The 24,819-nt window shown below is 70.8% G+C and carries 19 protein-coding genes; 14 read left to right on the top strand and 5 right to left on the bottom strand.

Going from position 1 to position 24,819, the window contains the following annotated elements; translation table 11 throughout:
* Nucleotides 1-32 precede the first annotated feature (32 nt).
* Complete coding sequence (locus OHT57_RS00675) at nucleotides 33-467, top strand: Rv1733c family protein (protein ID WP_328743832.1); 435 nt, start codon at nucleotides 33-35, stop codon at nucleotides 465-467.
* 354 nt (nucleotides 468-821) lie between these two features.
* Complete coding sequence (locus OHT57_RS00670; protein WP_328743831.1) at nucleotides 822-1,571, top strand: DUF4118 domain-containing protein; 750 nt, start codon at nucleotides 822-824, stop codon at nucleotides 1,569-1,571.
* Between the two features lie 11 nt (nucleotides 1,572-1,582).
* On the opposite strand, the gene OHT57_RS00665 is transcribed toward OHT57_RS00670, so the two are convergent.
* Entirely contained in the window at nucleotides 1,583-2,068 is a 486-nt protein-coding gene (locus OHT57_RS00665) for a CBS domain-containing protein (RefSeq protein ID WP_328743830.1), read from the bottom strand.
* A 93-nt stretch (nucleotides 2,069-2,161) separates the two neighbouring features.
* Nucleotides 2,162-3,043, bottom strand: a complete 882-nt coding sequence (locus tag OHT57_RS00660; protein ID WP_328743829.1) for an alpha/beta fold hydrolase — start codon at nucleotides 3,041-3,043, stop codon at nucleotides 2,162-2,164.
* Between the two features lie 282 nt (nucleotides 3,044-3,325).
* On the opposite strand from OHT57_RS00660, the gene OHT57_RS00655 reads away from it, so the two are divergent.
* Complete coding sequence (locus OHT57_RS00655; protein ID WP_328743828.1) at nucleotides 3,326-4,726, top strand: amino acid permease; 1,401 nt, start codon at nucleotides 3,326-3,328, stop codon at nucleotides 4,724-4,726.
* Between the two features lie 591 nt (nucleotides 4,727-5,317).
* On the opposite strand, the gene OHT57_RS00650 is transcribed toward OHT57_RS00655, so the two are convergent.
* A complete protein-coding gene (locus OHT57_RS00650) occupies nucleotides 5,318-5,917 on the bottom strand; it encodes a hypothetical protein (RefSeq protein WP_328743827.1) in 600 nt (199 codons plus the stop codon).
* A gap of 169 nt (nucleotides 5,918-6,086) precedes the next feature.
* On the opposite strand from OHT57_RS00650, the gene OHT57_RS00645 reads away from it, so the two are divergent.
* The 6 genes from OHT57_RS00645 (at nucleotide 6,087) to OHT57_RS00620 (ending at nucleotide 16,816) form a co-directional block, all read left to right on the top strand.
* Nucleotides 6,087-6,320, top strand: a complete 234-nt coding sequence (locus tag OHT57_RS00645; protein ID WP_328743826.1) for a hypothetical protein — start codon at nucleotides 6,087-6,089, stop codon at nucleotides 6,318-6,320.
* A 489-nt stretch (nucleotides 6,321-6,809) separates the two neighbouring features.
* Nucleotides 6,810-8,411: an acyl-CoA carboxylase subunit beta gene (locus tag OHT57_RS00640; RefSeq protein ID WP_328743825.1), complete on the top strand. Its 1,602-nt coding sequence runs from the start codon at nucleotides 6,810-6,812 to the stop codon at nucleotides 8,409-8,411.
* A gap of 66 nt (nucleotides 8,412-8,477) precedes the next feature.
* On the top strand, nucleotides 8,478-10,292 hold the full coding sequence (locus OHT57_RS00635; protein ID WP_328743824.1) for a fatty acyl-AMP ligase: 1,815 nt from the start codon (nucleotides 8,478-8,480) through the stop codon (nucleotides 10,290-10,292).
* Nucleotides 10,289-14,371, top strand: a complete 4,083-nt coding sequence (locus OHT57_RS00630) for a beta-ketoacyl synthase N-terminal-like domain-containing protein (RefSeq protein WP_328743823.1) — start codon at nucleotides 10,289-10,291, stop codon at nucleotides 14,369-14,371. The genes OHT57_RS00635 and OHT57_RS00630 overlap by 4 nt, the downstream gene beginning before the upstream one ends.
* A 42-nt stretch (nucleotides 14,372-14,413) precedes the next feature.
* Complete coding sequence (locus tag OHT57_RS00625) at nucleotides 14,414-15,415, top strand: alpha/beta hydrolase (RefSeq protein WP_328743822.1); 1,002 nt, start codon at nucleotides 14,414-14,416, stop codon at nucleotides 15,413-15,415.
* A 144-nt stretch (nucleotides 15,416-15,559) separates the two neighbouring features.
* The gene (locus tag OHT57_RS00620; protein ID WP_328743821.1) at nucleotides 15,560-16,816 is read left to right on the top strand and encodes a PucR family transcriptional regulator; all 1,257 of its coding nucleotides are present in this window, start codon (nucleotides 15,560-15,562) and stop codon (nucleotides 16,814-16,816) included.
* A 212-nt stretch (nucleotides 16,817-17,028) separates the two neighbouring features.
* On the opposite strand, the gene OHT57_RS00615 is transcribed toward OHT57_RS00620, so the two are convergent.
* Nucleotides 17,029-17,772 (bottom strand): TetR/AcrR family transcriptional regulator, encoded by a 744-nt coding sequence (locus OHT57_RS00615; protein WP_328743820.1) that lies wholly within the window; start codon nucleotides 17,770-17,772, stop codon nucleotides 17,029-17,031.
* 319 nt (nucleotides 17,773-18,091) lie between these two features.
* On the opposite strand from OHT57_RS00615, the gene OHT57_RS00610 reads away from it, so the two are divergent.
* The 5 genes from OHT57_RS00610 (at nucleotide 18,092) to OHT57_RS00590 (ending at nucleotide 22,317) form a co-directional block, all read left to right on the top strand.
* Nucleotides 18,092-18,754 carry a Tat pathway signal sequence domain protein gene (locus OHT57_RS00610; protein WP_328743819.1) on the top strand — a complete coding sequence of 221 codons (663 nt, stop codon included), beginning with the start codon at nucleotides 18,092-18,094 and terminating at the stop codon, nucleotides 18,752-18,754.
* A gap of 49 nt (nucleotides 18,755-18,803) precedes the next feature.
* Nucleotides 18,804-19,646: a dienelactone hydrolase family protein gene (locus OHT57_RS00605; protein ID WP_443053581.1), complete on the top strand. Its 843-nt coding sequence runs from the start codon at nucleotides 18,804-18,806 to the stop codon at nucleotides 19,644-19,646.
* A gap of 364 nt (nucleotides 19,647-20,010) precedes the next feature.
* Nucleotides 20,011-20,193 (top strand): hypothetical protein, encoded by a 183-nt coding sequence (locus OHT57_RS00600; RefSeq protein ID WP_328743817.1) that lies wholly within the window; start codon nucleotides 20,011-20,013, stop codon nucleotides 20,191-20,193.
* 42 nt (nucleotides 20,194-20,235) lie between these two features.
* Nucleotides 20,236-20,448 carry a hypothetical protein gene (locus tag OHT57_RS00595; protein ID WP_328743816.1) on the top strand — a complete coding sequence of 71 codons (213 nt, stop codon included), beginning with the start codon at nucleotides 20,236-20,238 and terminating at the stop codon, nucleotides 20,446-20,448.
* Between the two features lie 105 nt (nucleotides 20,449-20,553).
* On the top strand, nucleotides 20,554-22,317 hold the full coding sequence (locus OHT57_RS00590) for a hydroxysqualene dehydroxylase (RefSeq protein ID WP_328743815.1): 1,764 nt from the start codon (nucleotides 20,554-20,556) through the stop codon (nucleotides 22,315-22,317).
* Nucleotides 22,318-23,131: 814 nt separating this feature from the next.
* Here OHT57_RS00590 and OHT57_RS00585 read toward each other — a convergent pair.
* Nucleotides 23,132-24,553 carry a M1 family metallopeptidase gene (locus OHT57_RS00585; RefSeq protein ID WP_328743814.1) on the bottom strand — a complete coding sequence of 474 codons (1,422 nt, stop codon included), beginning with the start codon at nucleotides 24,551-24,553 and terminating at the stop codon, nucleotides 23,132-23,134.
* Nucleotides 24,554-24,819: the final 266 nt, after the last annotated feature.

The raw sequence follows: 24,819 nt of genomic DNA, 5'->3' as shown, positions 1-24,819 counted from the left end.
GCAGTCTGTCCCCTTGCGAGGGGGTGTCGGCGGTGGCGAGTACACCACGTGGGACGGTGCGGTGGTGGCGTTGGAGGCGCAACCCGCTGCGGCGGCGCAGCGACGTCGTCGAAACCTGGGCGGTGCTCGTCGCCTGGGCGCTCGCCGTGGCTGGGGGGCTGCTGGCGGGCCTGGTGACCGCGGTCACCGTCGAGCGGGGCCTCGACCGGGAACGGGCCGAGCGGCAGGGGGTGTCGGCCGTCGTCACGAAGGACGCGGTGGACGAGGTGTCCGCGCGGCCGGACGGGAACCGGCGGGCGTGGGCCCCCGTTCGCTGGGTTGCCCCCGACGGCTGGTCGCATACGGACCGGACCCGGCACCCGGACCCGGCACCCGGGCAGGCACCCGGGTCACCGTCTGGACCGACAGGCGCGGAGGTCTGGCCTCCGCGCCGTTGTCCCCCGCGGATGCGGCCTTCCGCGCGGTGATGATGGGCGGAATCGTCGCGGTGGGGGCGGGCGCAACGATGTGGGGCAGCGGACGAATCGTCCGCGTGTGCCTGGCCCGGCAGCGCCTGCGGCAGTGGGACGAGGAGTGGGAACGGGCCGACACGCGGAGGGGCGGGAAGACGGGCTGACCGGCCGCCCAGTACCGGATCGCCCGGTGACTACGTACGCCCTGGTGTATGCGGTGTCAGAAGTGCGTCAAGATCGGCCCTGGCAGTAGCCCGGAGAGGACGGCAGCGGGATTCTGGCCTTGTCGACCGTCGTGCCGTGTCGACCCCCTACCGGGCGGCCCCTTGGCAAGGAGGGCCGCTCCTCGCTCCCGTGAGGTGGTGGACCATGCGGATGTCCCTGCGTAACCGGATCGCCCTGGCGGCTGCTCTGCTCGCGCCGCTTGTCGTCGCGCTCGCCCTGGTGCCCTTCCGTACCCACATGACGTCCGCGAACCTGGCGCTGATCCTGGTCGTGGTGGTCGTGGCGGTCGCCACGCTGGGCAGCCGGGCAGGCGGGGTGGCGGCCGCACTGTCGGCGGCGGCCTGGTTCGACTTCTTCCTCACCCGACCCTTCCAGCGGTTCACCATCTCCCATGGCGACGACATCACCACGACCTTCCTGCTGCTGGCGGTGGGCGTGGCCGTCTCCCAACTGGCGGCCCACGCCCGCACCTTGAAGCTGGTCACCGTCACCGACGCGGCGCATCTGGCGCGGATCCACGAAACTGCCTCCCTGGTCCAGGCCGGCGGCTCGCCGTATGCGGTGGTGGACCAGGTAGGGCATCAGCTCACCGAGATTCTGGGACTGCGTGGCTCCCGGTTCGAGCACGGCACGCTGCTCGGCCGACATCCCCGCCTGGAACAGGACGGTTCAGTGACCGTCGGCCGGGCCCACTGGGACCTGGACAAGGACGGCTGGCCCGGCGAGGAGATCGAACTGCGCGCCCAGGTGGGCGGCCGCTACCTGGGCCGCTTCATGCTGGAGCCGGAACCCGGCACGGTACCGCCGCCTCTACAGACGCGCCTGGTAGCGGTGAGCCTGGCCGACCACGTCGGGGCAGCACTGGACACCACCGGGCCGGTGCTCGACCGCTGACCCGACAGGTTTCAGTCGCTTGGCGTGCAGCTCAACGTGCCCGTCTTTCCCAGGAGTTCGTGCAGCAGGTGCGAGGCGGTGATGACGCCGAGGAGACGCGTGCCGTCCTTGGCCTTCTCTGCGACCGCCACCAAGGGACTGCGCACCTGCGCCATCAGCGCGGCGACCTCCAGCGCGGTGTCGTCCGGGTCGGCGATCGGCGGCGGGGCCGCGGTTTTGGGGAGACAGTCGCCGACGCGGCGGCCGGCCAGCGCCTGGCACAGCCGGTCGGCGTGCTGCTCGTCGACTACCGCGGCGAGCGTGGGGTCCTCGATGACGTAAGCGGGAACCAGCACCTTGATCATCTGGGAGGCGGGCAGGATGGCCTTCGGCTCCCCGCGCTCGTCCAGCACGAGCAGCCCGGGCAGCTTGTGCTCGGCCATCAGCCGAGCCGCGTCCAGGGCATCGCTGTCGACGCTCACCGACTCGTATTCCACCGCCAGGTCACGTGCGCGCACGGTCGGCTCCTCGTCTGCCTCAAAACGTCCCTGCGCCCAGCGTCGTACGGCCCCGCCCCATACGCCAGGTCATCGAAGGGAAACATGCGCAGCCTATGCGCCATCCCTGCCCGACGCGGCCAGTGCCCGCCCCACCAGCCTGACGATGTCGTCGGGCGCCTCGTCCAGCAGCAGATGCCCCGAACCGTCCAGGACGTGCAACCGGGTGCCCAGATGCCGATAGGCGGCAGGCCCCACCCGCCGCGGCGGCAGGAAGACGTCGTAGCGGCCGGTGGCCACCAGACAGGGCACCGCCCGGCGCTCGTCCAACAGCGCCGGAGGCAGCGGGGGAGGGGCAAGGCTGCTGCGGCAGCAGCGGGCGACCAGGGCCATCCACTCCGCCAGCTCATCCGGCACGCGACCACCCGGAGCCACCATGGGCCGCAGCATCCGGGCCGCCCGTGGCACGGTCGGCCGGGTCAGCCACGGCACCGTCGCGACCATGACGGCCGGCGGGACGAGCAGCCGCACGAGCCCGGCGCTGGACAGCACGACCCGCCAGGCGATCCGCGGGGAGGCGGAGGCGAGCACGATGGCTCCGCCGAGCGAGTGCCCGACGACCAGGGCATTGCCCGGCACCGTCTGCTCCAGTGCCTCGGTGAGCCACTGCCCGTACCACGCCGACCGCCTGCGGCGCGGACGGATGTCCGCGCTCAGCCCGGGCTGCCCGGGCACATCGAGCACCACCGTGGGCCAGCGGGCGGCCAGTGCCCCGGCAATGTGCCGGTAGACGGCACCGTTCGTGTTCGTACCGGGCACCAGCACCACCGTCGGCGACGCGGCTGCTGGGGCCGGGCCGACCGTGACGACGCTGGTGGCACCGGCCGCTGTCGAGATCTCCTGCCGGTGGTGCGGGACGTCCCACTCATCGAGTCGCTTAAGACACCATTCCCGCACCTGCTGACGGCACTTGGGGTCGCGATAGACGGAGGGCACGTCGGCAGCGTAGCCCTGCAGGCCGGTCTCGGAACCTGGCTGACGTCGGCGTACAGGGGGAGCCGTGAAGCGGCCCGGATCGGCCGACTACCTGGCAGCCGTGTCGCGCCGGCCGTCGTCCCTGGCAACGGGCGGTGCCCGGCGGGGAACCCTGACGCATCCTTAACGCCTTACTTGCGCTTCCCTGACGTAGTGTCGGGGGCGGAGTGCCGGGAAGTCTGGTCGGCGAAGTGTCCTGTCCTCGACGAATGCGTCCGCAGGGACGCCAAGGAAGGTCTTTGCGTGACCGTCTCGAAGTCGGCCGCCGCCATCGCGGCTGCTCCGTCTGCTGTCGTGGGTGGCCGTGGCCCGCGCCCTTCCGTTCTCTTCTTCGCGTTCGCCTTCGCGGTGATCGCCGACCCCGTCTCCTCGGTGGCGTACGCGATCGAGGCGGCGCTGCGCGCCCTGGACGGCGACCTGGCGCTGCTGTTGCCCACGATGAGCCTGGTCATCGGGCTCGTCGTGGTCGTCACCGCCAACTACTGGCAGCTCGTCCGGCGCTTTCCCCAGGGCGGCGGTGCGGCGGCCGCGGCCGGGCGGGCGTTCGGCGCGCGCTGGACGTTCCTGCCCATCGGCGCGCTGGTCGTCGACTTCGTCCTGACCATCGGCATCTCGACCGCGGCCGCGGCCAGCGCGGTCATCGCCCTCTTCCCCGGGCTTGCTCCGCTGCGCATCCCGATGGCGCTTTTGCTGCTGGTCGTGGTGGCGGGGCTGACCTGGTTCGGGCACGGCGGACGGCTGCTGTTCGCCTTCATGACCGTGGCCTTCGTCATCATCTCCGTGGCCGTACTGATCCTCGGCTTCACCTCGCCCCATGCCACCGGCCACGCCGCCACCTCGGCCGACCCAGGCCGTTCGGCGATGCTCGCGGTGGTCCTGGCGTTCCCGGTCGCGATGGCGCTGGCCACCGGAATCGAGGCGCCGTCGACCGCCATCGCCCAGCTCGGCCAGCTCGACGACACCCACCGCCGCCGCTTCGGCCGCGGCACCCTCGCGCTGCTGGTCGTCATCGTGGGAGGGCTGACTCTGGCTCTGACGGCGCTGGCCGTTCAGCTGCACATCGGGATCCCCGGCACGGACTCCACCCAGATCGCCGACATCGCGCACGCAGCCGCAGGACCCGGCTGGCTCTACAGCGCCTTCCAGCTGACCAGCTCGATGCTCCTGCTCGCTGCGGCCAGCTCTTCCTTCCAGGCCGGCCCCGGACTGCTCAAGGCCCTGTCCGGCACGCCCGAACGGCCCGGAGTGCTGCCGCCGGTCCTCGGCCGGGTCAACCGCCATCACACCCCCTACTGGTCGGTGGTGGTCTACCTCGCCGCCGCCGGGCTCATCATCGTCGCCGCGGCGGGCAAGGAGCAGGAGCTCGTGCTGTTCTACGCGGTCGCCGTCTTCGTCAGCTTCCTCGTCGGACTCGTCGCCATGGCCCGCTTCGCCCGCCGCGAGGACAAAACGGCCCTGGCCTGGGCGAACGCCCTGGCCGCCGTGGCCGTCGCCTTCACTCTGGCGGTGAACCTGCTGCGCGGCTGGCCGGTGCTGTCCCTGGTGGCCACCCTGCTCATCGCGGCCGGCCTGTACCTGCGGTGGAAGCGGGCCGGGCGCCCCACCGGTATTGAAGACGTCGAGGCGCGCGCCGAGGCGGAGTGACGGCGTGATGCCTACGGCACGGTCGTCGGAGCGGTAGTCGTGCCCTGCGACACCGGCTGACCATTCCCCGTGCCAAACAGACGACCAAGATCGCGATCGTCAGCACAAATCCGCGCCCACCACGTGACCTCGGACCGGTTCGCCGAGGAGGCCGGCTGCGGGCTGCGGCGACGATGGAGGGCCAGCCGGATCACAAGGCAGCACCAGGCAGCCCCGTCACGACCTGAACCGCCCGACGCGGAGACGCCGGCCGCGGAGAGCCGGCCGCGCACTCGTGACCACTGCATCCAAGAGAGGTGTCGTCTCGTGGCGAGTTGTGCTCGGCGGAACAGCACAACCCCTGGGAAGGATCAGCTGTCTTCCCTACGGGCACCGGGTGTCCCAGGGGTCGAAGGCAACGACCGGTCACGCATCCGACTCTCGAGATGCGTCGGCGGTGAGAGCCGCGCTCGTCCGTTCATGAGGAGGCATGTGGGGCGACCGCACGTCATCGTGATCCCGGGGGCCCGCCGCCTGAGCGTTGCCTGTTCCCGATGGCTACTGGATGTCGCTTGATCAATGACCGGAGCGGGGAGGTCTGTCGGACAGGCCTCAGACCAGAAAGGGAGGGGTGGGGTGCCGAAGTGGTCGGTCGATGTTCTTCATCAGAGGCATCACCCGTTCATGGGTGTCTCCCGCGCGGTCGAGCACCCTGACTTCCACGAAGAGGTCCTGGACCTCCTGCATCGCCCTCTCCGAGAGCCAGCCGATGCCGGTCATACGGTCCGCGCTGATGAAGGCACCGCGTCCCAGGTGCTTGAAGTCGAAGTCGTCACCTTTCGCCAGCTGCCGGCTCTTGATGGCTGCCACCATCTCCTCCTGCGACAACCAGCGACCGGGGCTGACTGCGCCGGCGGCGATGGCGGCCGGGCTGAAGACGATCCAGTAGGCGACGCTTGAACTGAGCGCGGGCCGCACGGTCTGCGCGTACTGGGCCCGCGCGAGCGCGGCTCCACCCGTTCCCAGCACCGCCGTCAAAGCGCTGCCGGTGTCCAGCAGCCGCAATCTCCACGGCCATGACCGTGCCACGTGGTCAGGAAGGTTCTCCCTGACCAGGCAGAAGGCCAGGAGAATCACCGCGACCGCGGCCAGGACCCACAACAGCCGGGAAAACAGCCAGTTGCGGTTCACCACACGCTGCTCCGTCTCCACCCGACACCTCCTCGACTTCCATGGTCCAGCTCCGGCCTGCTCGGACGCCGTGCCCGGTTTCTAAGACGGCAGCGGACCCGAGCGGGTTTGCAGCGACGGCTTTGACGTCCTTCAGGCAGGGACGGCCAGGTAGCGTGATCACAACCGGTCGTCGATGAGGGGGGAGTTCGTGGCGAAGGCGCCGGTCCCGCAGCTCTACATGACGCTGATCCAGAAGGCCCACGCCATCCTGTGCGACGCGAGCCGCGCGGGCCTGTGCCTGTACTACCCGGGCGGTGACGTGGAACAGGTCACCCCGCAGGTCCGCGCCAGCGTCCACGCCGCCATCACCACCGGCCTTGAACGGGACTGGCCGCCCTACATCCAGGGCCTCATCGACCGCGGCGCCATCCAGACCAACTAGCCCCGCACCACACCGTCCACGGGCCCGGCCACCACTCAGGCCGGGCCCGTTGCCATCTCCATGCCCTCGTTGTCGGTGACGGCTGGAAAGCTGATCAGATGAACGGCGATGAGCAACTGCTGAACGGCCGCGTCTACCCTTTTGGAACCCCGTGAGTCACCGGAGCATAAGTCCGAGGTAGCCCAGCCGGCGTTTCCCAAGGGCTGCTTATGCATGCGGATCCGTGAGGTCTCGGACCGCTGTTTCGATACTGACGAAGTTCTGCGATCGCCATCTCGCGGGCAGCGGACTGTGCAGTCCAATGGCGGTGGAGCCCAACCCTGCGCGTGCGAGGACCACCATGACCGTGGCCGGAGCGAGGACCGCCGTCCGTTTGTAGTCCGTCTATGAACGCGGGCCCCAGGTCACTCAAAGACTTCACATTGGCAGCGGAAAGGAAGACCGCACCCGTCTGAGCTGCCATGCTCACAAGCCCCGACGGAGGTGGCTGTGACCTCGATTGCGGAAACCCTGGGATCGCCCGCGCCCGCTGCGCGTACAACGGCGGAGCGTCTCGCGGACCTTGCCGCCCGACACCAGCGAGCCCTGGCTGGCGGCTCCGCGGCGGCCGTCGCCCGGCAGGCCGCCCGTGGTCGGCTCACCGCCCGCGAACGCGTCGACCGGTTACTGGATGCGGGGTCCTTCGTTGAGACCGGCGCCTTGGTGTGTGCCCGCGGCGGCGCCGAAGCGTACGGCGACGGAGTGGTCACCGGCTCCGGCACTGTCGGCGGGCGCCAGGTGTGCGTGTTCGCGCAGGACGCCACGGTCCATGGCGGGAGTATGGGCGAGGCGTTCGGTGAGAAGGTCGTCAGGACGATGGACCTGGCTCTGAGCACGGGGTGCCCGGTCATCGGCCTCAACGACTCCGGTGGGGCCCGCATCCAGGAGGGCGTGGCCTCCCTCGCCCTCTACGCCGAACTGGCCCGCCGTAACGTCCAGGCGTCGGGCGTCATCCCGCAGATCTCCGTGATCATGGGGCCGTGCGCGGGCGGCGCCGCCTACTCGCCGGCCATCACCGACTTCACCGTCATGGTCGACGGCACCTCGCACATGTTCGTCACCGGCCCGGACGTCATCGAGGCGGTGACCGGGGAACGTACGACGGCCGAGGAACTCGGCGGTGCCCGCGTCAGTAACTCCGGCAACGGCAATGCCCATTTCCTCGCCGAGGACGAGGACGACGCCCTCGACCTCGTCCGGGTGCTGCTCTCCCACCTCCCGGCGAACAACCGCGAGAGCCCGCCCGAGTACGCCTTCGCACCGCGCACCCTCGACGCCACCCCCGACGACCTGCGCCTCGACCGCATCGTTCCCGACCGGCCGGAGGCCGCGTACGACATGTGCGAGATCCTGCGCACCGTCGTCGACGACGGCGAACTGCTCCAGGTGCACGAGCTGTTCGCACCCAACATCATCTGCGCCCTGGCCCGCGTCGAGGGCCGCACCGTCGGGGTTGTCGCCAACCAGCCGCTGCACAGCGCCGGGGTGCTCGACATCGACGCTTCCGAGAAGGCCGCGCGCTTCGTGCGGTTCTGCGACGCGTTCGGCATCCCGCTGCTGACCTTCGCCGACGTCCCCGGCTATCTCTCGGGCACCCGTCAGGAGCAGGCCGGGATCATCCGGCGCGGCGCCAAACTGCTGTACGCCTACGCCGAGGCCACCGTGCCCAGGGTCACCGTCGTGGTCCGCAAGGCCTACGGCGGGGGATACGCCGTCATGGGCTCCAAGCACCTCGGAGCCGACGTCAACCTCGCCTGGCCCACCGCCAGGATCGCCGTGATGGGCGCCGAGGGCGCGGTCAGCGTGCTGCACCGCCGCGAACTCGCCGCCGCGGCGGCCGTCGGAGAGCAGGCCGCGGCGGAGCTGAGGGCGAAGCTCGTGGAGGAGTACGAGACGGCCTGCGCCACCCCCTACGCGGCTGCGGCGCGAGGCTACGTCGACGCCGTCATCGCACCGAGCACCACCCGGGCGTACATCACCCGGGCCCTGCGGACACTGCGCGGCAAACGAGCCGCCGTCCCCGACCGGAGGCACGGCAACATCCCGCTGTGAGTGTGGAGCAGCCATAACAGCACCCCCTGACCAGGGGACACGACCAGTGACGTGAGGAGCTTCCCCATGCCCGCGCGCGCCCTTCCGCACGCCCCCAGCACCTCCCCTGCAGCACCGGAACACCTGCCTACCCTGTCCGCCCATCTCGCGCACTGGGCCCACCACACGCCCGGCCGCCGCGCGTTCACCTTCGCCGAACACCCCTCGTCCGGCCTGCGTGGCAGCCTCCGTACGCTCACCTGGCACCGCCTCGACATACGGGCCCGCGCGGTCGCCGCCCGGCTGGCCGAGACCGTGGCTTCCGGTGAACGCGTCGCGCTTCTCTGCCCCCAGGGCGCCGATTACGTCGTCGGCTTCCTTGCCGCGCTCAGGGCCGGCTTTGTCGCCGTCCCCCTGTTCACTCCCGATCTGCCGGGACACGACGACCGCCTGGCCGGAGTCCTGGCCGACGCGCGGCCCTCCGCCGTACTCACCACCAGCGGCGCAGTCGACTCCGTACGTGCCTTCCTGGACGCGCACGGCCTGCGGCCCCGCGTGATCGTCACCGACCTCGTCCCCGACGATCAGGCCGGTGCCCCGCTGCCACCCGCTCCGGACGATCAGGCGACCGCCTATCTCCAGTACACGTCCGGCTCCACCCGATTCCCCGCCGGCGTCGAGATCTCGCACGCGAACGTCGTGGCCAACGCCCGCCAGGCGCTCACCGCGTACGGCGCCGACACCCGCCCCGTCACCATGGTCGGCTGGCTGCCGCTCTACCACGACATGGGACTGGTGCTCAGCGTCGCCGCTCCCGTCGTACGCGGACTGCTGTCCGTCCTGATGGACCCCGTCGCCTTCCTGCGGCGGCCCGCCCGCTGGCTCCAGTTGCTCTCCGACCATCCGAACGCCCTCACGGCGGCGCCGAACTTCGCGTACGACTATTGCGCGGCCGTCGTCAGCGACGAGGACAAGGCGGGTCTGCGGCTGGACCGGGTCGCCGTGCTCGCCAACGGCAGCGAACCGGTACGGCCCGAGACCGCCGACCGCTTCCACGCGGCCTTCGCCGGTCAGGGCCTTGCGGCCGACGTCCACTGTCCGTCGTACGGGCTCGCCGAGGCCACCGTCTTCGTCAGCGCCCACCGGCCGGGCCGGCCGCTGTGCCGGTATGCCCTGGACCGCGAGGCCCTGGCGGCGGGCAAGGCCCTGACCGTCGCTCCCGACGACCCCGTCGCGGTCCTGCTCGCCTCCTGTGGCGAACCCGTCGGACAGTCGGTGCGCATCGTCGATCCGGCCACCGGGATCCTCCTGCCGGCAGGGGAGGTGGGCGAGATCTGGGTCCAGGGACCCAACGTTGGGCGTGGTTACGCGGGCCGTGGGCCGCAGACCCGCCGGACCTTCCACGCCCGGGTGGGGCGGCTGCCCGGCCGCTGGCTGCGCACCGGCGATCTCGGCACGATGCTCGACGGGCAACTCCTGGTCACCGGCCGCCTGAAGGACTTGATCATCGTGGACGGCCGCAACCACTACCCCCAGGACATCGAGGCCACGGCGCAGGCCGCCCACCGGGTGATACGCCCAGACCGCCTCGCTGCCTTCGCCGTCCACGCCGGTCGGACCACCGGTGACGGCACGGCGGCCGGAGCCGCCATCGCCGCGGAGCGCGCGGTGATCGTGGCCGAGCACGCGCGTGGCCTGACCCCGAAGGCCGGCGACCGCAAGGAGGTCGCCGCCGCCGTGCGCGCCGCCGTGTCCGCCCGGCACGGCCTGCGACTGTCCGAGGTACTGCTCGTCCCGCCAGGGGCGGTGCCCCGAACCTCCAGCGGGAAGGTCTCCCGTGCGCTGACCTGCTCACGCTACCTCGACGGCTGCTATGAGAGCCTCGAACAGGGCACGGCGTGAGCGCGCTTCCGGCCGACCGCGCCGGCCTGCTGCGGCTGGTCGTCGAACGGATCGCCCACTGGTCCGGGGTACCCGGCGCGGACATCGAGGGGGACCGGCCGCTGGCGGAGCTGGGGTTGTCCTCCCGGGGCGCGGTCGCCATCGCCGGTGAGCTGGCTGATGCACTCGGCCGGGAACTGCCTGCGACGCTGCTGTGGGAGACGCCCACCGTCAACGGGCTGGTCACCCTGCTCAGTGGTGGTACGGCCCCTGGTCCGGAGGCCGTGCACCTTCCTTGGGCCGACACGGAAGAGCAGCCGGTCGCCGTGGTCGGCATCGGCTGCCGCCTCCCCGGCGGGGTGCGCGGCCCCGACGAGTACTGGCGGTTGCTCGTCGAGGGCGCCGACGCCGTCGGCCGGGTGTCAGAGGAGCGGCGGCGGGACTTCGTTGCTCCGGCGCCGTCGGACGTCAGTCCCTGGGGCGGATACCTCGACGACGCCACCCTCACCGGATTCGACTCCGCCTTCTTCCGCATCCCCCCGCGCGAGGCCGACGCGATGGACCCGCAGCAGCGCATGCTGCTGGAGGTCGCGCAGGAGGCTCTGGACCACGCGGCCATCCCCGCCGCCTCTCTGGCCGGAACCGCCACCGGGGTCTTCGTCGGCGTCTCCGCCCCCGACTACGGCCGGCTCACCGGCGCCGACCCGGCGGCCGTCGACGCCTGGGCGACCACCGGGGCCGCGACCTCGGTCGCGGCGGGCAGGCTCAGCTACGTGTACGACCTGCGTGGCCCCAGCGTCGTCGTCGACACCGCCTGCTCCTCCTCCCTCGTCGCCGTCCACCAGGCCTGCGTCGCGCTGCGCGGTGGCGACTGCGACTCGGCGCTCGTCGGCGGGGCCAACGTGCTGTTGTCACCCGTCGTCACGGTCGCGTTCGGCCAGGCCGGTGTGTTGGCGCCCGACGGCCGGTGCAAGCCGTTCTCCGCCTCCGCCGACGGCATCGGTCGCGCCGAGGGCTGTGCCGTGGTGGTCCTCAAGCGGTTCAGCGACGCGCTGCGCGACGGCGACCGGGTCCTCGCCGTCATCACGGCCACCGCCGTCAACTCCGACGGCCGCTCCAACGGCCTCACCGCGCCCAACCCGGCGGCCCAGCGCGCCCTTCTGGAGACGGCGTACGCGCGCGCCGACATCGATCCGGCGATCGTGGACTACGTGGAGGCGCACGGCACGGGCACCCCGCTCGGCGACCCCATCGAGGCCGGTGCGCTGGCCGCGGTCCTGGGTCGGACCCGTCATCCCGACCAGCCGCTGCTGCTCGGCTCGGTCAAGAGCAACCTCGGTCACCTGGAGGCAGCCGCCGGGCTGGCGGGGCTGGTCAAGGCCGTTCTCGCCCTCCACCACGGCGTCATCCCCGGCTCGTTGCACTGCGACCAACCGGCCCTGGACGAGCAGTCGTTGAGGGTCGTCACCGAACCCGAACCGTGGCCCCGCTACGGCGGCACCGCGACCGCCGGAGTCTCCGCGTTCGGCTTCGGCGGCACCAACGCGCACGCCGTACTGGAGGAGTGGCAGCCCTGTCGGCCCGCCCCGGTGCGCACCCCCCTCATGCACGGCACCGCCACCCTGGTGCAGTTCAGTGACGTCGATCCGGCCCGGGTCCGGCACACCGCCGGACGGCTCGCCGACTGGCTCGACACACCCGACGGCAGCGCCACCCGGCTCCAGGACGTCGGACGCACCCTCGCCGGGCGTGCCGGCCGCGGCCCCGCCCGTGCGGCCGTCGTCGCCCCCGACTGCCTCGCACTCACCGCCGCCCTGCGCGCGCTGTCCGCCGGCCGCCCCCATCCGTACGTGAGTGCCGGCAACCGTGACCGGCTCGGACCCGGCCCGGTGTGGGTCTTCTCCGGCTACGGCACCCAGTGGCCCGCGATGGGCCGCCAACTGCTCGGCTGCGAGCCCGCGTTCGCCGCCGCCGTGGAGAAACTGGAGCCGGTCCTCGCGGCCGGGTGCGGCATCTCCCTGCACGAACTGCTCGACGGCTGCACGGAGGACGACCTGCGACGGGTGGAGACCGCCCAACCCCTCCTCTACGGCACCCAGTTGGCGCTGGCCGAACTCTGGCGCTCCTACGGCGTCGAACCCGCCGCCGTCATCGGGCACTCCATGGGCGAGGTCGCGGCGGCCGTCGTCGCCGGGGCGCTCGACCCCGCCGACGGCGCCCGCGTCATCGCCGTACGGTCCCGGCTGCTCGCCACCCTGCGCGGCGGGGCGATGGCGGTCGTGGATCTGACCGACGACGAACTCGGCGACCTCGTAAGGCAGTTCCCGGGCGTGCATGTCGCCGTGCACACCTCGCCCGGACAGAAGACCGTCACCGGTGCGGCACCGGCCGTCTCCCGGTTCGTCGAACACCTCACCGCGCACGGCCGCACAGCTCGCGTCATGCCCGTCCAGGGCGCCGGGCACTCGCCCCAGGTCGAGCCGCTGCTGGCCGAACTGGTCACCTGTCTCAGCGGCGTCCGGGGCCGGACCGACGGCGCCGTACGGGTCTACTCCACCGTCTACGAGGACCCCACCGGCCCCTGCGACTTCGACGCCGCGCACTGGGCGGCGAATCTGCGCAACCCGGTCCGGCTCGCCGGTGCGCTGGCCGCCGCCGCGGCGGACGGGCACACCACGTTCATCGAGATCTCCCCGCACCCCGTGCTCCTGCACCCGCTCGCCCAGAACCTGCCTGACTCGCTCCCTCTGCCCACCCTGCGCAGAGGCGACGACCCCGCCCTCACCTTCCGCGGTCAGTTGGCTGCCCTGTACGCCGCGGGCCACCTCTTCCCGGCCCGCCTCCTCCACCCGCACGGCGAGGTCGTCGACGTTCCCCTCCCGTCCTGGCACCACACCCGGCACTGGTGGACGCACGGGCCTGGCAGCCCGTCGGCCGACGTCACCCACGACGAGCGCGCGCTTCCAGCGGCCGAGTCCGTACCACCGCCGGAACAGGGGAGCGGTGGCGGTACGGTCGCCGAACGCTTCATCCGCCATATCGCCGCCGTCACCGGCCACCTCCCGGAGCAGATCACCCCCGACACTCCGCTCACCGACTTCGGCCTCGACTCGCTCATGGCTGTACGGCTGCGCGAGGCCGCCGTGCGCGAGTTCGGCGTCCCGCTCTCGCTGAGCGACCTGCTCCTGGCCGGCACCGTGCAGGCCGCCGCCAACGCCATCACTCTCTCCGCCCAGGACGACCGGCGCGTACGCCTGCCCAGCGCTCCGGTCGCTCCTCGCCCGGCGTCCAGGTCCATGCCGTACCCCCTGCGGGCCCTCCGGCCGGACGGCGACCGCCCGCCGCTGATACTGGTGCACGCCGCGGGCGGCACCCCGGACGTCTACCGGCCGCTCGCCGGGCTGCTGGCTCCCGGGCTGCCGGTGTACGGCCTCGACCGGGTCGAGGAGGCGGACACCGTCGCCGCCAAGGCTCGGCTGTGCGCCGAGGCGATCCGAAAGGCGTGGCCCGACGGCCGTTACCGGATCGGCGGCTGGTCCTTCGGCGGGTTCGTGGCCCAGGAGACCGCCCGGCTGCTCGCCGCCGAGTTCGCACCCCCCGACGCGGTGGTGCTCATCGACGCCGTACGCCCGCTGCCCCGCCCGCCCGGACGGACCGCGTGGGACGTGGCACGCGAACACTTCGAGGGATTCACCGCGTATGTGTCCCGCACCTACGGCGCGCGACTGGACCTGCCGTACGGGAAACTCGCCGGGCTCGACGACCGGGCCCGCATCGATCTCGTGCTGGACGCCCTGAGCGCGGTCGCCGACATCGCGCCCGCCGCGCTGGAGCACCAGCGCACCTCCTACCTCGACCTGCGGACCGGCGAGGCGCACACCCCCCGCTCCTACGACGGCCGGGTGATCCTCTACCGGGCCACCGAACCCGCGCCGCACACCGTGCGCGACCCGGCGTACGAGCGTGCGGACGACGCCCTCGGCTGGGACGAACTCTGCTCGGACCTGGAGATCGTCCGCGTTCCAGGACACCACCTGTCGCTGCTCGACCCGCCGCACGCCCAGGTCATCGCAGACCACCTGAACGGGGCGCTCGGCTGAACACACCGCTCCCCGACAACACCCCACAAGGAGCCGCCCGCCATGTCCGACCGTCCGTCCGTCCCTCACCGCTGCCTGTCCCGCCGCACCCTCGCCAAGGCCGCCGCCCTCGGCGTCGCGGGCGCCCTCGCCGGAACCCCGAGAGCCTCGGCCGCCGACGTCACCGTCACCCAACTGGGGCCGCGTACCTATGACTTGGGCATCCCCTCAGCCGCACTGGGCCGTACCTCGCCCGTACGGATCATCCTGCCGACCTCCTACGCCGCCCGACCCGACCGCACCTGGCCGGTACTCCATCTGCTGCACGGCGCACACGACGACTACAACTCATGGACCCGTGAGACGGACATCGAGGAGTTCACGGCGAACCGGGATCTGATCGTCGCCATGCCGGACGGTGGGCCCACCGGCATCCCCACCCGCTGGAAGACGGGCCCCGACTACGAGACCTTCCAGCTCCAGGAGGTCACCGCGGTCCTGCGCGCCACCTGCCGGGCCTCCACGGTCCAGGCCGTCGCCGGGGTCTCGACCGGCGGATACGGCGCCATGGCGCACGCCGCCCGCCATCCGGGCATGTTCGTGGCCGCAGCGTCGTACAGCGGAATACCCGCCACCACCGTGACGAACATGCCGACGATCGTCCAGGCAATCGTGGGCCGGGAGGGCCTCAACCCCCTGTCGCTGTGGGGCGCGCCGACACTCGACTCCGCCACCTGGCAGGACTTCGACCCCCTGGCCCGCGTGAGCGCCCTGCGCGGCACCGCACTCTACGTCTCCGTCGGCACCGGCAGCCTCACCGGCGGGCTCGGCACCATCCTCGCGCTGGCGCAGGTCATCAGCGGTGGCATCGGAGCGCTGCTCCCCGGCGTTCTGGAGAGCCTGGTGGCACCCTCCACACAGAGCTTCGTCACCGCTCTCGGTCAGCTGGCCATCCCGGCCACCCAGCACCTCTACCAGGGCGGAGGGCACCAATGGAGTGACTGGCAGCGGGAGTTCACCGCCTCGTGGCCGGTCCTCGGTGGAGCGCTCGGCCTGCCGGTCTGAGCCGTAGGGAGGTGTCCATAGGGCTTTGTCACGGAAGGACAACACGCAGTATCCGTCTTGTAACGCCTGGACAGAACAGGAGACTTGGGCGGGGGGATATCGTCGTCGGTTGTGCCGCTTGAGCGACGGCTAGGAGCAAACCGCATGGATCCCTTCGTGGTTGTCCCCCACCGGCTGGCAGATTTTCTGCGCCCGCATCTCGACGACATCGCCGCCGAGGTCGAGCGCGAGGTGCAGTTACAGGTCCCCGAGTACGCGCGGCCCGCCGACGACGCATACGTGCGGACCATAAGAGCCGGCGTCAAACAGGCCCTGGCGCTCTTCGTGGACCGCATCGCCGGCACCGGCCGGGAGCGCGACCGTGAGCACGTCGTCCGCACCTACCAGGAGATCGGGCGTGGTGAGTCCGGCGAGGGGCGCGGCCTCGAAGTGCTGCAAGCCGCGCTCCGGCTCGGCGGTCGGGCCGCGTGGCGGCGCATGATGAAGGCTGCCGACGAACTCGCCCTGGACTCCGGCGAGGTGGCCGCGCTCGCGGACGCGGCCTTCACGCACATGCACGAGATCATGCAGGCGGCCACCGAAGGCCACACCGAAGCCCGACTGCGCAGCACCGGTGAGTTGCAACGGCGCTGCCAGCGCCTCCTCGACCTGCTGTTCGCCGAATCGTCGGCTTCGGCGGAGGCGGTCGAGGAGCTGGCCCGCGCCGCACGCTGGCCGCTGCCGCAGCGGGTCGCCGTCATCGCCGTGGGCGGGACCGAGCGGGAGGACGGCGAACGGCTGCTGCTGCCCGCCGGAGTGCTGGCGGACATGACCGCGCACCCGGCTCGGCTGGTCGTCCCGGACCCGGACACGACCGGCCCCTCGCACGGGCGCGCCCTCGCCGCGGCACTCCCTGGCCGGCCCGCCGCGGTCGGGCCGACGGTCCCGCTCGCCCAGATCGCGGACTCACTGCGCTGGGCGGCCCGCGCACTGTCACTCATGAGGCGTGGTGTGCTGCGCGGCGAGGGCGTCATCCGGTGTGCCGACCACCTCTCGACGCTGGTCCTGTATGCGGACGAGCCGCTGGTCCGGGCCCTGTCGTACCGGGCTCTCGCACCGCTGGCGGGAATTCCCACGCCCCAGCGCTACCGGCTGGCTGAGACGCTGCTGGCGTGGCTGCAGAGCGAGAGCAGCGTAGGGGGTACCGCCCAGCGGTTGCACATCCATCCGCAGACCGTGCGGTACCGGATGCGCCAGCTGGAGAAGCTGTTCGGCGATTCCCTCCGGGATTCGGAGACCCGGTTCGAGCTGGAGCTCGCTCTGCGGGCCGACGCGGCCCCCGGGCCGCCCCGCGAGCTTTCCCGGCCGGTATCGGAACCCGTTCTTCCGCCGGTTTCGCGCGTGCGCTCGACCGGCGGCTGACTCTGCCCGCACCCGTGCCCTTGGCTTCCCCATTGCTCATCCGCCGAGGAATCCCGGGACCGCATTTGTCAATCCGGTGGCTAACGCTGGTCTTCCGCGGCGGTCTAGGTTTCTTTGGAGCAGTCCATTCGCTGCGCGGTCACGGCAGCAGCCTTCGCCCCCGGCAAGGTCCGACCCCGGGATCGCGGTCCCGGTCGAGTACTCCCTCCTCGTCAGGCCTCCGCCGCCAGACAGTCCGGCGGCGGGTTGGTGGAGGGTGCCGGGTCGGCGAGGCGTACGGCGGCGCGTTGCGGGCCGAGGAAGGGGGCCAGTACGGAGAAGGTCAGGCCGGGCAGCAGGCCGGGCAGTTCGGCAGTCCGGCCGGCGGCGATCCGCCGGTGGATGGCGGAGTACACCCCACCGACCACGATGTCGACCAACTCCTCGGTGGGGATGGGCAGTCCGCTCTCGGGCACGTCGGTGAAGAAGTCCCGGAAGCGGGCCAGCAGCTCCTCGCGCGCGTCCCACCCGGCAGGGCCGACCGCGTCGATCTCCACGATGGCCATGGCCGCGAACGCGGGTGCCTCGGCGAGGGTGCCGAGCAGCGCGCCGAGTCCGGCACGCACCGCGCCGGGCCAGTCGGAGGTCCGGGCATGCGCCTCCTCCATGACGTTGATGACCATGGCGGTGCCATGGCGGTGGGCGGCGAGGAAGGCGTCCTCCTTGCCCTTGAAGAGCTCGTAGAAGACCGGCCTGGTCACACCCGCCGCCTGGCAGATGTCGCTGACGCGGGTCTGGGCGTAGCCGAGCTGGGCGACGGTCCGGACGAAGCCGTCGAGCAGCCGGTCGCGCTGGTTGGCGGCGACGGCCTCGGCAGAGTCACGGCGCGGTCCGCGCCGTAGAGAGCGCTCCGGCTCCCGCCCCGTACGCGTACCGGGCAGCACCGGCGCGGGCGTCGCCGACGGACCTGTTGCCATTCCGCATCCTTCCTCGGGAAATCGCGCGCACCGACTTGCACGCAGTGTCTTGACTTGAATACCCGTCAGGTTTACAACTCTCACAGGTTTTCATCTAGGGCGGACCTGCGGTCGGAGACCCGCTGGAGCCGACAGTGTCACGCACCCGCAAGGCCGCCAACAAGTGTGCTCGCGTCCCTGCCCTCGGGTCAGGGACGTGTACCGGTCCGGTTGCTCCCGCAGTCCGGGAGCCACCCTGCACGGGTCACCGCCTTCACCCCCGAGCCGGCGGATCGGCGACCCGCCTTCGCCACCCACACCTGTAGTCAGAGGTTCCCGCATGCGCAGACCCAACGTCCCCGCCCTCGCCGCCACCGCTGTGCTGACAGCCCTGGCCCTCCTCCCCGCCACCACCGCCTCGGCGGACGGCGCCGTACTCACCTACGGCAGCGCCGCCGGCAACGCCGTCTCCGTGGGCGACGTTCTCACCGCCTCGCTGGCGAGCGGCACCACGGCCGCCCTCGCCACCAGCAGCAGCGGCACATCCGGCATCACCTGCACCGGCTCGACGCTCTCCGCCACGGTGACGGACAACCCCGCCGCCCCGGGCACCGCCACCGAGTCCGCGACCGCCCAGACCTTCAGCGGCTGCACCAGCAACGTCTTCGGCGTTCGCGGGGTGCAGAGCATCACCGTCAACAACATGCCCTACACCACCTCAGCCGCCTCCGACGGCACCGTCACGGTGACCCCGGCCTCGGGCGGTGCGATACAGACCACGGTGGTGCTCTCCACCCTGCTGGGCTCCGCCACCTGCGTCTATCAGGCACCCAGCCTCTCCGCGGTGGCCTCCAACAGCGATGCCGGCCTGACCTTCACCAACCAGGTGTTCAGCAAGGTCTCCGGCTCGCTGCTGTGCACCGGCAAGGGCTACTTCACGGCCGCCTACGCCCCGGTGGTCGACAGCAGCGTCGATGGTTCCCCCGCTGTCTACACCAACTGACTGCCCGTCCGAGAGGACTCCCGTGAACCTGTTCCCGTCCCGGGCACTCATGGCCATCTTCGCCGTCTTCGTCACGATGGCCCTCGCCCTCGCCGTACCCGCCCAGGCCGCCTCCGCCAACCCCTACCAGCGTGGCCCCGCCCCGACCTGGGCGAGCATCACCGCCGAGACCGGCCCGTTCGCCGTCGCCTCGGTCACCGTGCCGTCCGGCAGTGGCGCGGGTTTCAACACCGGCACCGTCTATTTCCCCCTCGACACGAGCCAGGGCACCTTCGGCTCCGTCGTCATCATGCCGGGCTTCGTCGCCCCGCAGGCGGAGATCGCCTGGTACGGGCCGCGGCTGGCCTCCCAGGGCTTCGTGGTGATGACCCTGGACAGCAACGCGCTGTGGGACTTCCCGACCGATCGCAGCAACCAGCAACTCGCCGCGCTCACCTATCTGACGACCCAGAGCGTGGTGAAGAACAGGATCGACCCCAAACGGTCGGCCGTGATGGGCTGGTCGATGGGCGGCGGCGGCACGCTGGAGAGCGCGGCGAGCACCCCGTCGCTCAAGGCGGCCATCGCCCTGGCGCCCTGGGACACCACCAACCCCTCCAGCCAGATCAAAGTACCCACCATGGTCTTCGGCGCCGACGGCGACAACGTCGCCCCTGTCGACACCTTCGCCCTGCCCGCCTACAACGAGCTGACGAGCGTCCGCAACAAGGCATTCGTCGAGCTCAACAACGCCGACCACTTCACCTTCGCCAGCGCCAACACCACGGTCGCCGAATACAGCATCGCCTGGCTCAAACGCTTCATCGACAACGACACCCGCTACGACCAGTTCCTCTGCCCGATCCCCAACGACCCCAACACCGACGCCTTCCTGAACACCTGTCCGCTGTAGCCCAACCAGGAACACGGCAGGCACGGGCCCTCGTGAACGCCCGTGCCTGCCGTGTGCGGTGTCACTCACGTCTCCGGGTCTTCGTGAAGGTGCACGACGAGCTCCGGCGTGCCTCCCTTCGGAACGACTGTTGCTGCTTCTCCCGCAACTGCGGTCAGCGGGTGAACGTGATGGTGCCGAAGCCGAGTTGGTCGAAACCTCCGCTGTTGGGACCGTAATCTCCGCCACCACCCTCCGGGCGGACGGTGGGACCCCACACCCATGGGGGAGGGGGCGGCAGGTGAGTGTGTTGATCGGGACGGGTAGGCCGATGGGCACCAGGAGATCGTCCGCCACGGTCTCGCCGAGGGCCAGGAGTACCGCGGTGCGCACCCAGGTGAGGCATCCGTGGACTCTGTGGCGGCGGACTGAGGCGGCGAGGAAATCCTCGACGCCACTGCTGACCTCCAACTCATTGTTCTTTGAACCCACTTCGGTGATCCGCGCGATGGCGGGGCCCGCCGCCCTGCATCACCTCTGTCTGATCACGCTCACCGATCCGCAATGACCGGGCTGTCGCGGGTCAACCAACTGATGAACGGAGAAATCGATGGGCATCTCCTCTGCCGAGTGGCTGGTGGCGCCGATGGTCGCAATCGAGGAGGAGCGGGCCGCAGCCCTCCTCACGGAGCGATTCGGCATCGAGGGAACACTCGAAGATCTGGGCAGCAACCACGACCGCGCTCCCCGCCTCTCGGCATGCGGCCGGCCGCAGTGGGATCTGGAACGCCTTGGCCGCACGCCGTCGGGTGCGCCGAGGTGATGCGGCATCAAGCCAAAGAGGCCCAAAATCCGTTGGCCCTCTTCCGGGATCGGTGCGTCGCCCATATCCTCGTGCGCCGGTGGTTACCTACGGTAAGGGGTAGCGATGGGCGGCACCTCACGCAGAGGGTTCCTGGGTTCGGCCGCGGCCGCCGGCGGCGGGGTCGCCCTCGCGACCCCCCAACGGGCCGCGGCCCGGAACGGTGCCGCCCCACAGACCGTGGCCGTACTGGGCGGAGGCGTCGCCGGGCTCACGGCCGCCCACGAACTCGCCGAACGCGGCTTCCGGGTCACGGTCTACGAACGCAAGGCGCTGGGCGGCAAGGCCCGCAGCATGGACGTACCGGACAGCGCCGCGGGCGGCCGCGGGCCCCTGCCCGGGGAGCACGGCTTCCGCTTCATCCCCGGCATCTACCACAACCTGCCCGACACCATGCGGCGCATCCCCTTCCCCGGCAACCCCAATGGTGTCCACGACAACCTCGTCGCCCCCAAGGAGATGCTGTTCGCCCGGTCGGGCGGCCGCGAGGACATCCGGATCCCGCTTCCGTGGCCCGGCAACACCCCGGCCGAACTCACCACCGACGAGATCCTCCGCGCCCTCACCTCGGTCCTGGACACCGCCTTCAACCTCCCCCTCTACGAGGCCCTCTACTTCGCCAACCGCTTCCTGGTCTTCCTCACCAGCTGCGATGAACGCCGCGACGAGACCTGGGAGCAGATGCCGTGGTGGGAGTTCGTACGGGCCGGACGGATGTCGTACGACTACCAGCGGATCCTCGCCATCGGCATCACCCGCAACATCGTGGCCACCAAGGCGGAAGAGGCCAGCACCCGTACCGTCGCCACCCTGCTGGAGGCCTTCGCCTTCAACCTCCTCGGGCGGGGCGCGGACGGACCGCTGGACCGGATCCTCAACGCGCCCACCAACGAGGCCTGGATCGACCCCTGGGTGACGTACCTGAAGTCACTCGGGGTCGAGTTCCACATCGGCTGGACCGTACGGGACCTGATCCTGGACACGGGCCGGATCGCCGGCGCCGTCGTGGAGGACCCGGGTGGTGCCCGCCGGACTGTCACCGCCGACCACTACATCTCGGCCATGCCGGTCGAGCACGCGCGCCGCACCTGGAACTCCGCCGTGCGCGCCGCCGATCCCCAACTGGCCGAGTGCGACCGGCTGGAGACGGACTGGATGACCGGCATCCAGTTCTATCTGACCGAACGTACGCCGATACTGCACGGCCACCTCGACCTCATCGACTCCCCCTGGTCGCTGACCGCGATCGCCCAGGCCCAGCACTGGCCGGGCCACGACTTCCCTGCCGACTTCGGCGACGGCACGGTCGCGGACTGTCTGTCCGTGGACGTCTCAGAGTGGGACCAGCCGGGCATCCTGTACGGCAAGACCGCCAAGCAGTGCACCCGCGCCGAAGTCGCCCGCGAGGTGTGGGCGCAGTTGAAGGCGGCGCTCAATGACAGCGGCCGTACGGTCCTGAAGGACTCCGTGCTGCACTCCTGGTTCCTCGATCCGGCTGTCGACGGCCTCGGCACTCCGAACCCGGTCAACGAGGAGCAGTTGCTCACCCATCCGACAGGGACCTTCCACCACCGTCCGCGATCGGCTACGAAGATCCCCAACCTCTTCCTGTCCGGCGACTATGTGGCCGTGCCCATCGATCTGGCCACCATGGAAGGCGCCAACACCTCGGCCCGGCAGGCTGTCAACGCCCTGCTGGACGGGATCGGTTCGGCCGCGGAACGCTGCACCGTCACCCGGCTGTACCGGCCCCCCGAGTTCGAGCAGCTCAAACGCCACGACCTCACCCGTTACCTCCTTCGACTGCCGAATCTCTTCGACGTCGGTTGACAGCAATGCTGAACCCGTCCCCGGCGACGGGGATCCCTGGGCTCTCCCGATGCTCCGGCTCTCAGCTGGTTCTTTACCGACCGTCCGCGTCATAGGGCGGGGATGGACGGTTCCAGACGGCGTCTGACCGGCTGACAACCTTCTGAAGTTCGCGGGTACTTCGGGGTGATATGGCCTGCATCACCGTGTCGAGGAGGGCTCGGGCTTCGAGGGGGTTGCCGCAGCAGTACCAGTGCGCGTTGCCCCACTCGTAGTCGTGCCACAGATCCCGCTCGGGCTGGTGGACGTAGTTCCTCCACAGGCCCACAGCGGTGCTGACATCGTCTGGCTGCAGATAGTTGCGGGTGTGCTCGAGACGGGCGATCTCGGACAGTGCACGCGATGACAGGCCGTCGATGACTGGCCTTGCACCTGTTGTCCGGTGGCTGGCGGGAGCGCCGGCACGGATCTGTCCTGGCCGTCTACGCGGCATGGACCTTTCGGTTCGTCGTCATGCCGTACATGGTGCCACAGTCTCGAATGGCGTCTCGAACGGATTCGCTCGCATGGGGATTCGCCGGACGTGGGGGCGGCCTTCGTCTGATCCTGTGCTCCGATCAAGGTGCACGTGACCACGACGAAGGCCGTGAGGGTGAGTCTGCTGCCTGATGCTGTCCGGCGGGAAGCGTTCGCAGAAGCGTCACGCTTCCGGGGCGAGTTCTACGAGTGTCTGACTGCACCGCCGGAACGACGCCGCCCTGCCCGCGTACCCCGTCGGTCACCGTCATCGTGGCGCCGCCGGGGTACGCCCGTCACCCGCGAGCGGAGTGCGACTTCAGCGGATGCGGTGCTTCCGCCAGAAGGGGCCGAGGTCCCTGTGCGTCATCGACTGTGCGGCCTTCTTGAAGTCGACGGTGGTGGAGACGCCGTACCAGTGGTCGTGGGCGTACTTCTTGATGAGGCGCGCCATGGTGCCGGCCCCGAGGACGTGCTCCAGGTCGGCCAGGACGCAGGGGCCGATTCCGTACACGACCTGGAAGTACTCGCCACGGTGTGTAGACCAGTAGGCCATCGAGTTGGTGAGCGCGGCGGTGGCGCTCGGCCAGGAGTCGTCCGGCGAGCACTCGAACCCGTCCCAGCGGTAGTAGCGCGCGTTGGCGTACTGAGCGAAACTCTCGTCCAGCCAGGGTGAGTTGTACTCGTCGTTGCCCACGACGCCGTACCACCACTGGTGGGCGATCTCATGGACGGTGGCGCCACCCTCCTCCTCGGTGCCGAGGATGACCAGGCCGGGGTACTCCATGCCGCCGGCGAACCCGGGGGTCATCACGAGGTCTATCTCGCCGTACGGATAGCGGCCGAACTCCCTGCCGAACCGGTCGATGGCGGCGACGCCGTCCTTGCGGTTGAGGCGGACACCGGCGGCGGGCGTGTTCGGCGACCAATACGACTTCACGCGCACGCCGTCGGGCGAGGTCTGGGTCGCGGTGCGGAACGGGCCCGCCGCCCATGCGAAGTCCCGCACCCGCTTGGCGACGCTGTGGGTGACCGTACGCCCGGTACCGCCGGTGCGGGTCCATGTGCTGCCGGTCGCCGGGACCTTGAGGGCGGACGGGTGGTCGAGGCGCACCCGGAAGTCGCTCGCCAGGGTGTAGAAGCTCTCGCCGTACGACACATACGGATCGAGGTGCCACCCCCTCGCGTCGTGCACGGCGAGGACCGGCAGCGCGTTGCCCAGGAAGCGGAACGCGCCTTCGCGGCCGAAGCGGTTGTTGCGTGCGGGCACGGTGAGGGCCACGTCGAAGGAGACGGCAGTCCGCTCACCGCGTGCGAGCGGCCTCGGCAGAGCGATGCGCAGCGCCGTGCACTTCACGCCGGGGCGGCCCGGAGTGCCGCCGCGCACGTGGGAGACGCGGACGGGAGACGGTCTTCCGGATGTCCCGCAGCCGTCCTCGCCATTGCCCCACAGGCGTATGTACACCTCACGCAGGAGCCGGCTGGAGGCGTTGCGGAAGGACACCGTCTGCCGGCCCGCCCAGTGGGAGCCGTCGCCATCGGCGCGCAGCTTTACGTCGTAGCTGGGGCGGTCAGGCGTCGCAGGTTCGGCCGCTCTCACCGCGGCGCCGGGCGCCGGGCCGGACGGCGTGCCGGCCTCGGCCACGGTGGAGCCTGCTGTCGCGAGCATCGCGAGCAGGGCGACCAGCAGACGGCGACCGGTTCTGGAGGGACCCGTGGGCGACGAAGGCAACGAAGGCATGGCGGACGACATGACAGATGACATGCCAGCGGATCTTGTCACAGGGTTCCCCACGGCCGACACAGGCCCGCGAGAAGAGGGGAGGTCGGCTCCGCTTGGGTGGCGAAAATGCCAGGATACGCAGGGGATATTCGCTGTATGTTGGAGCACAGTAATGATCCGGGTTCAACCCATTCGCCTTCGTCCTGGCCGCGTGCGCGGTCCTGGCCGGAGCGAAGTCCCCGGCCGTGATCTCGAAGTGGGCCGCCGACGCCCCGCCCAACGTC

It is taken from the genome of Streptomyces sp. NBC_00285 (assembly GCF_036174265.1).
Taxonomy (GTDB): Bacteria; Actinomycetota; Actinomycetes; order Streptomycetales; family Streptomycetaceae; genus Streptomyces.
This window is presented reverse-complemented; position numbering and strand designations above follow the sequence as displayed.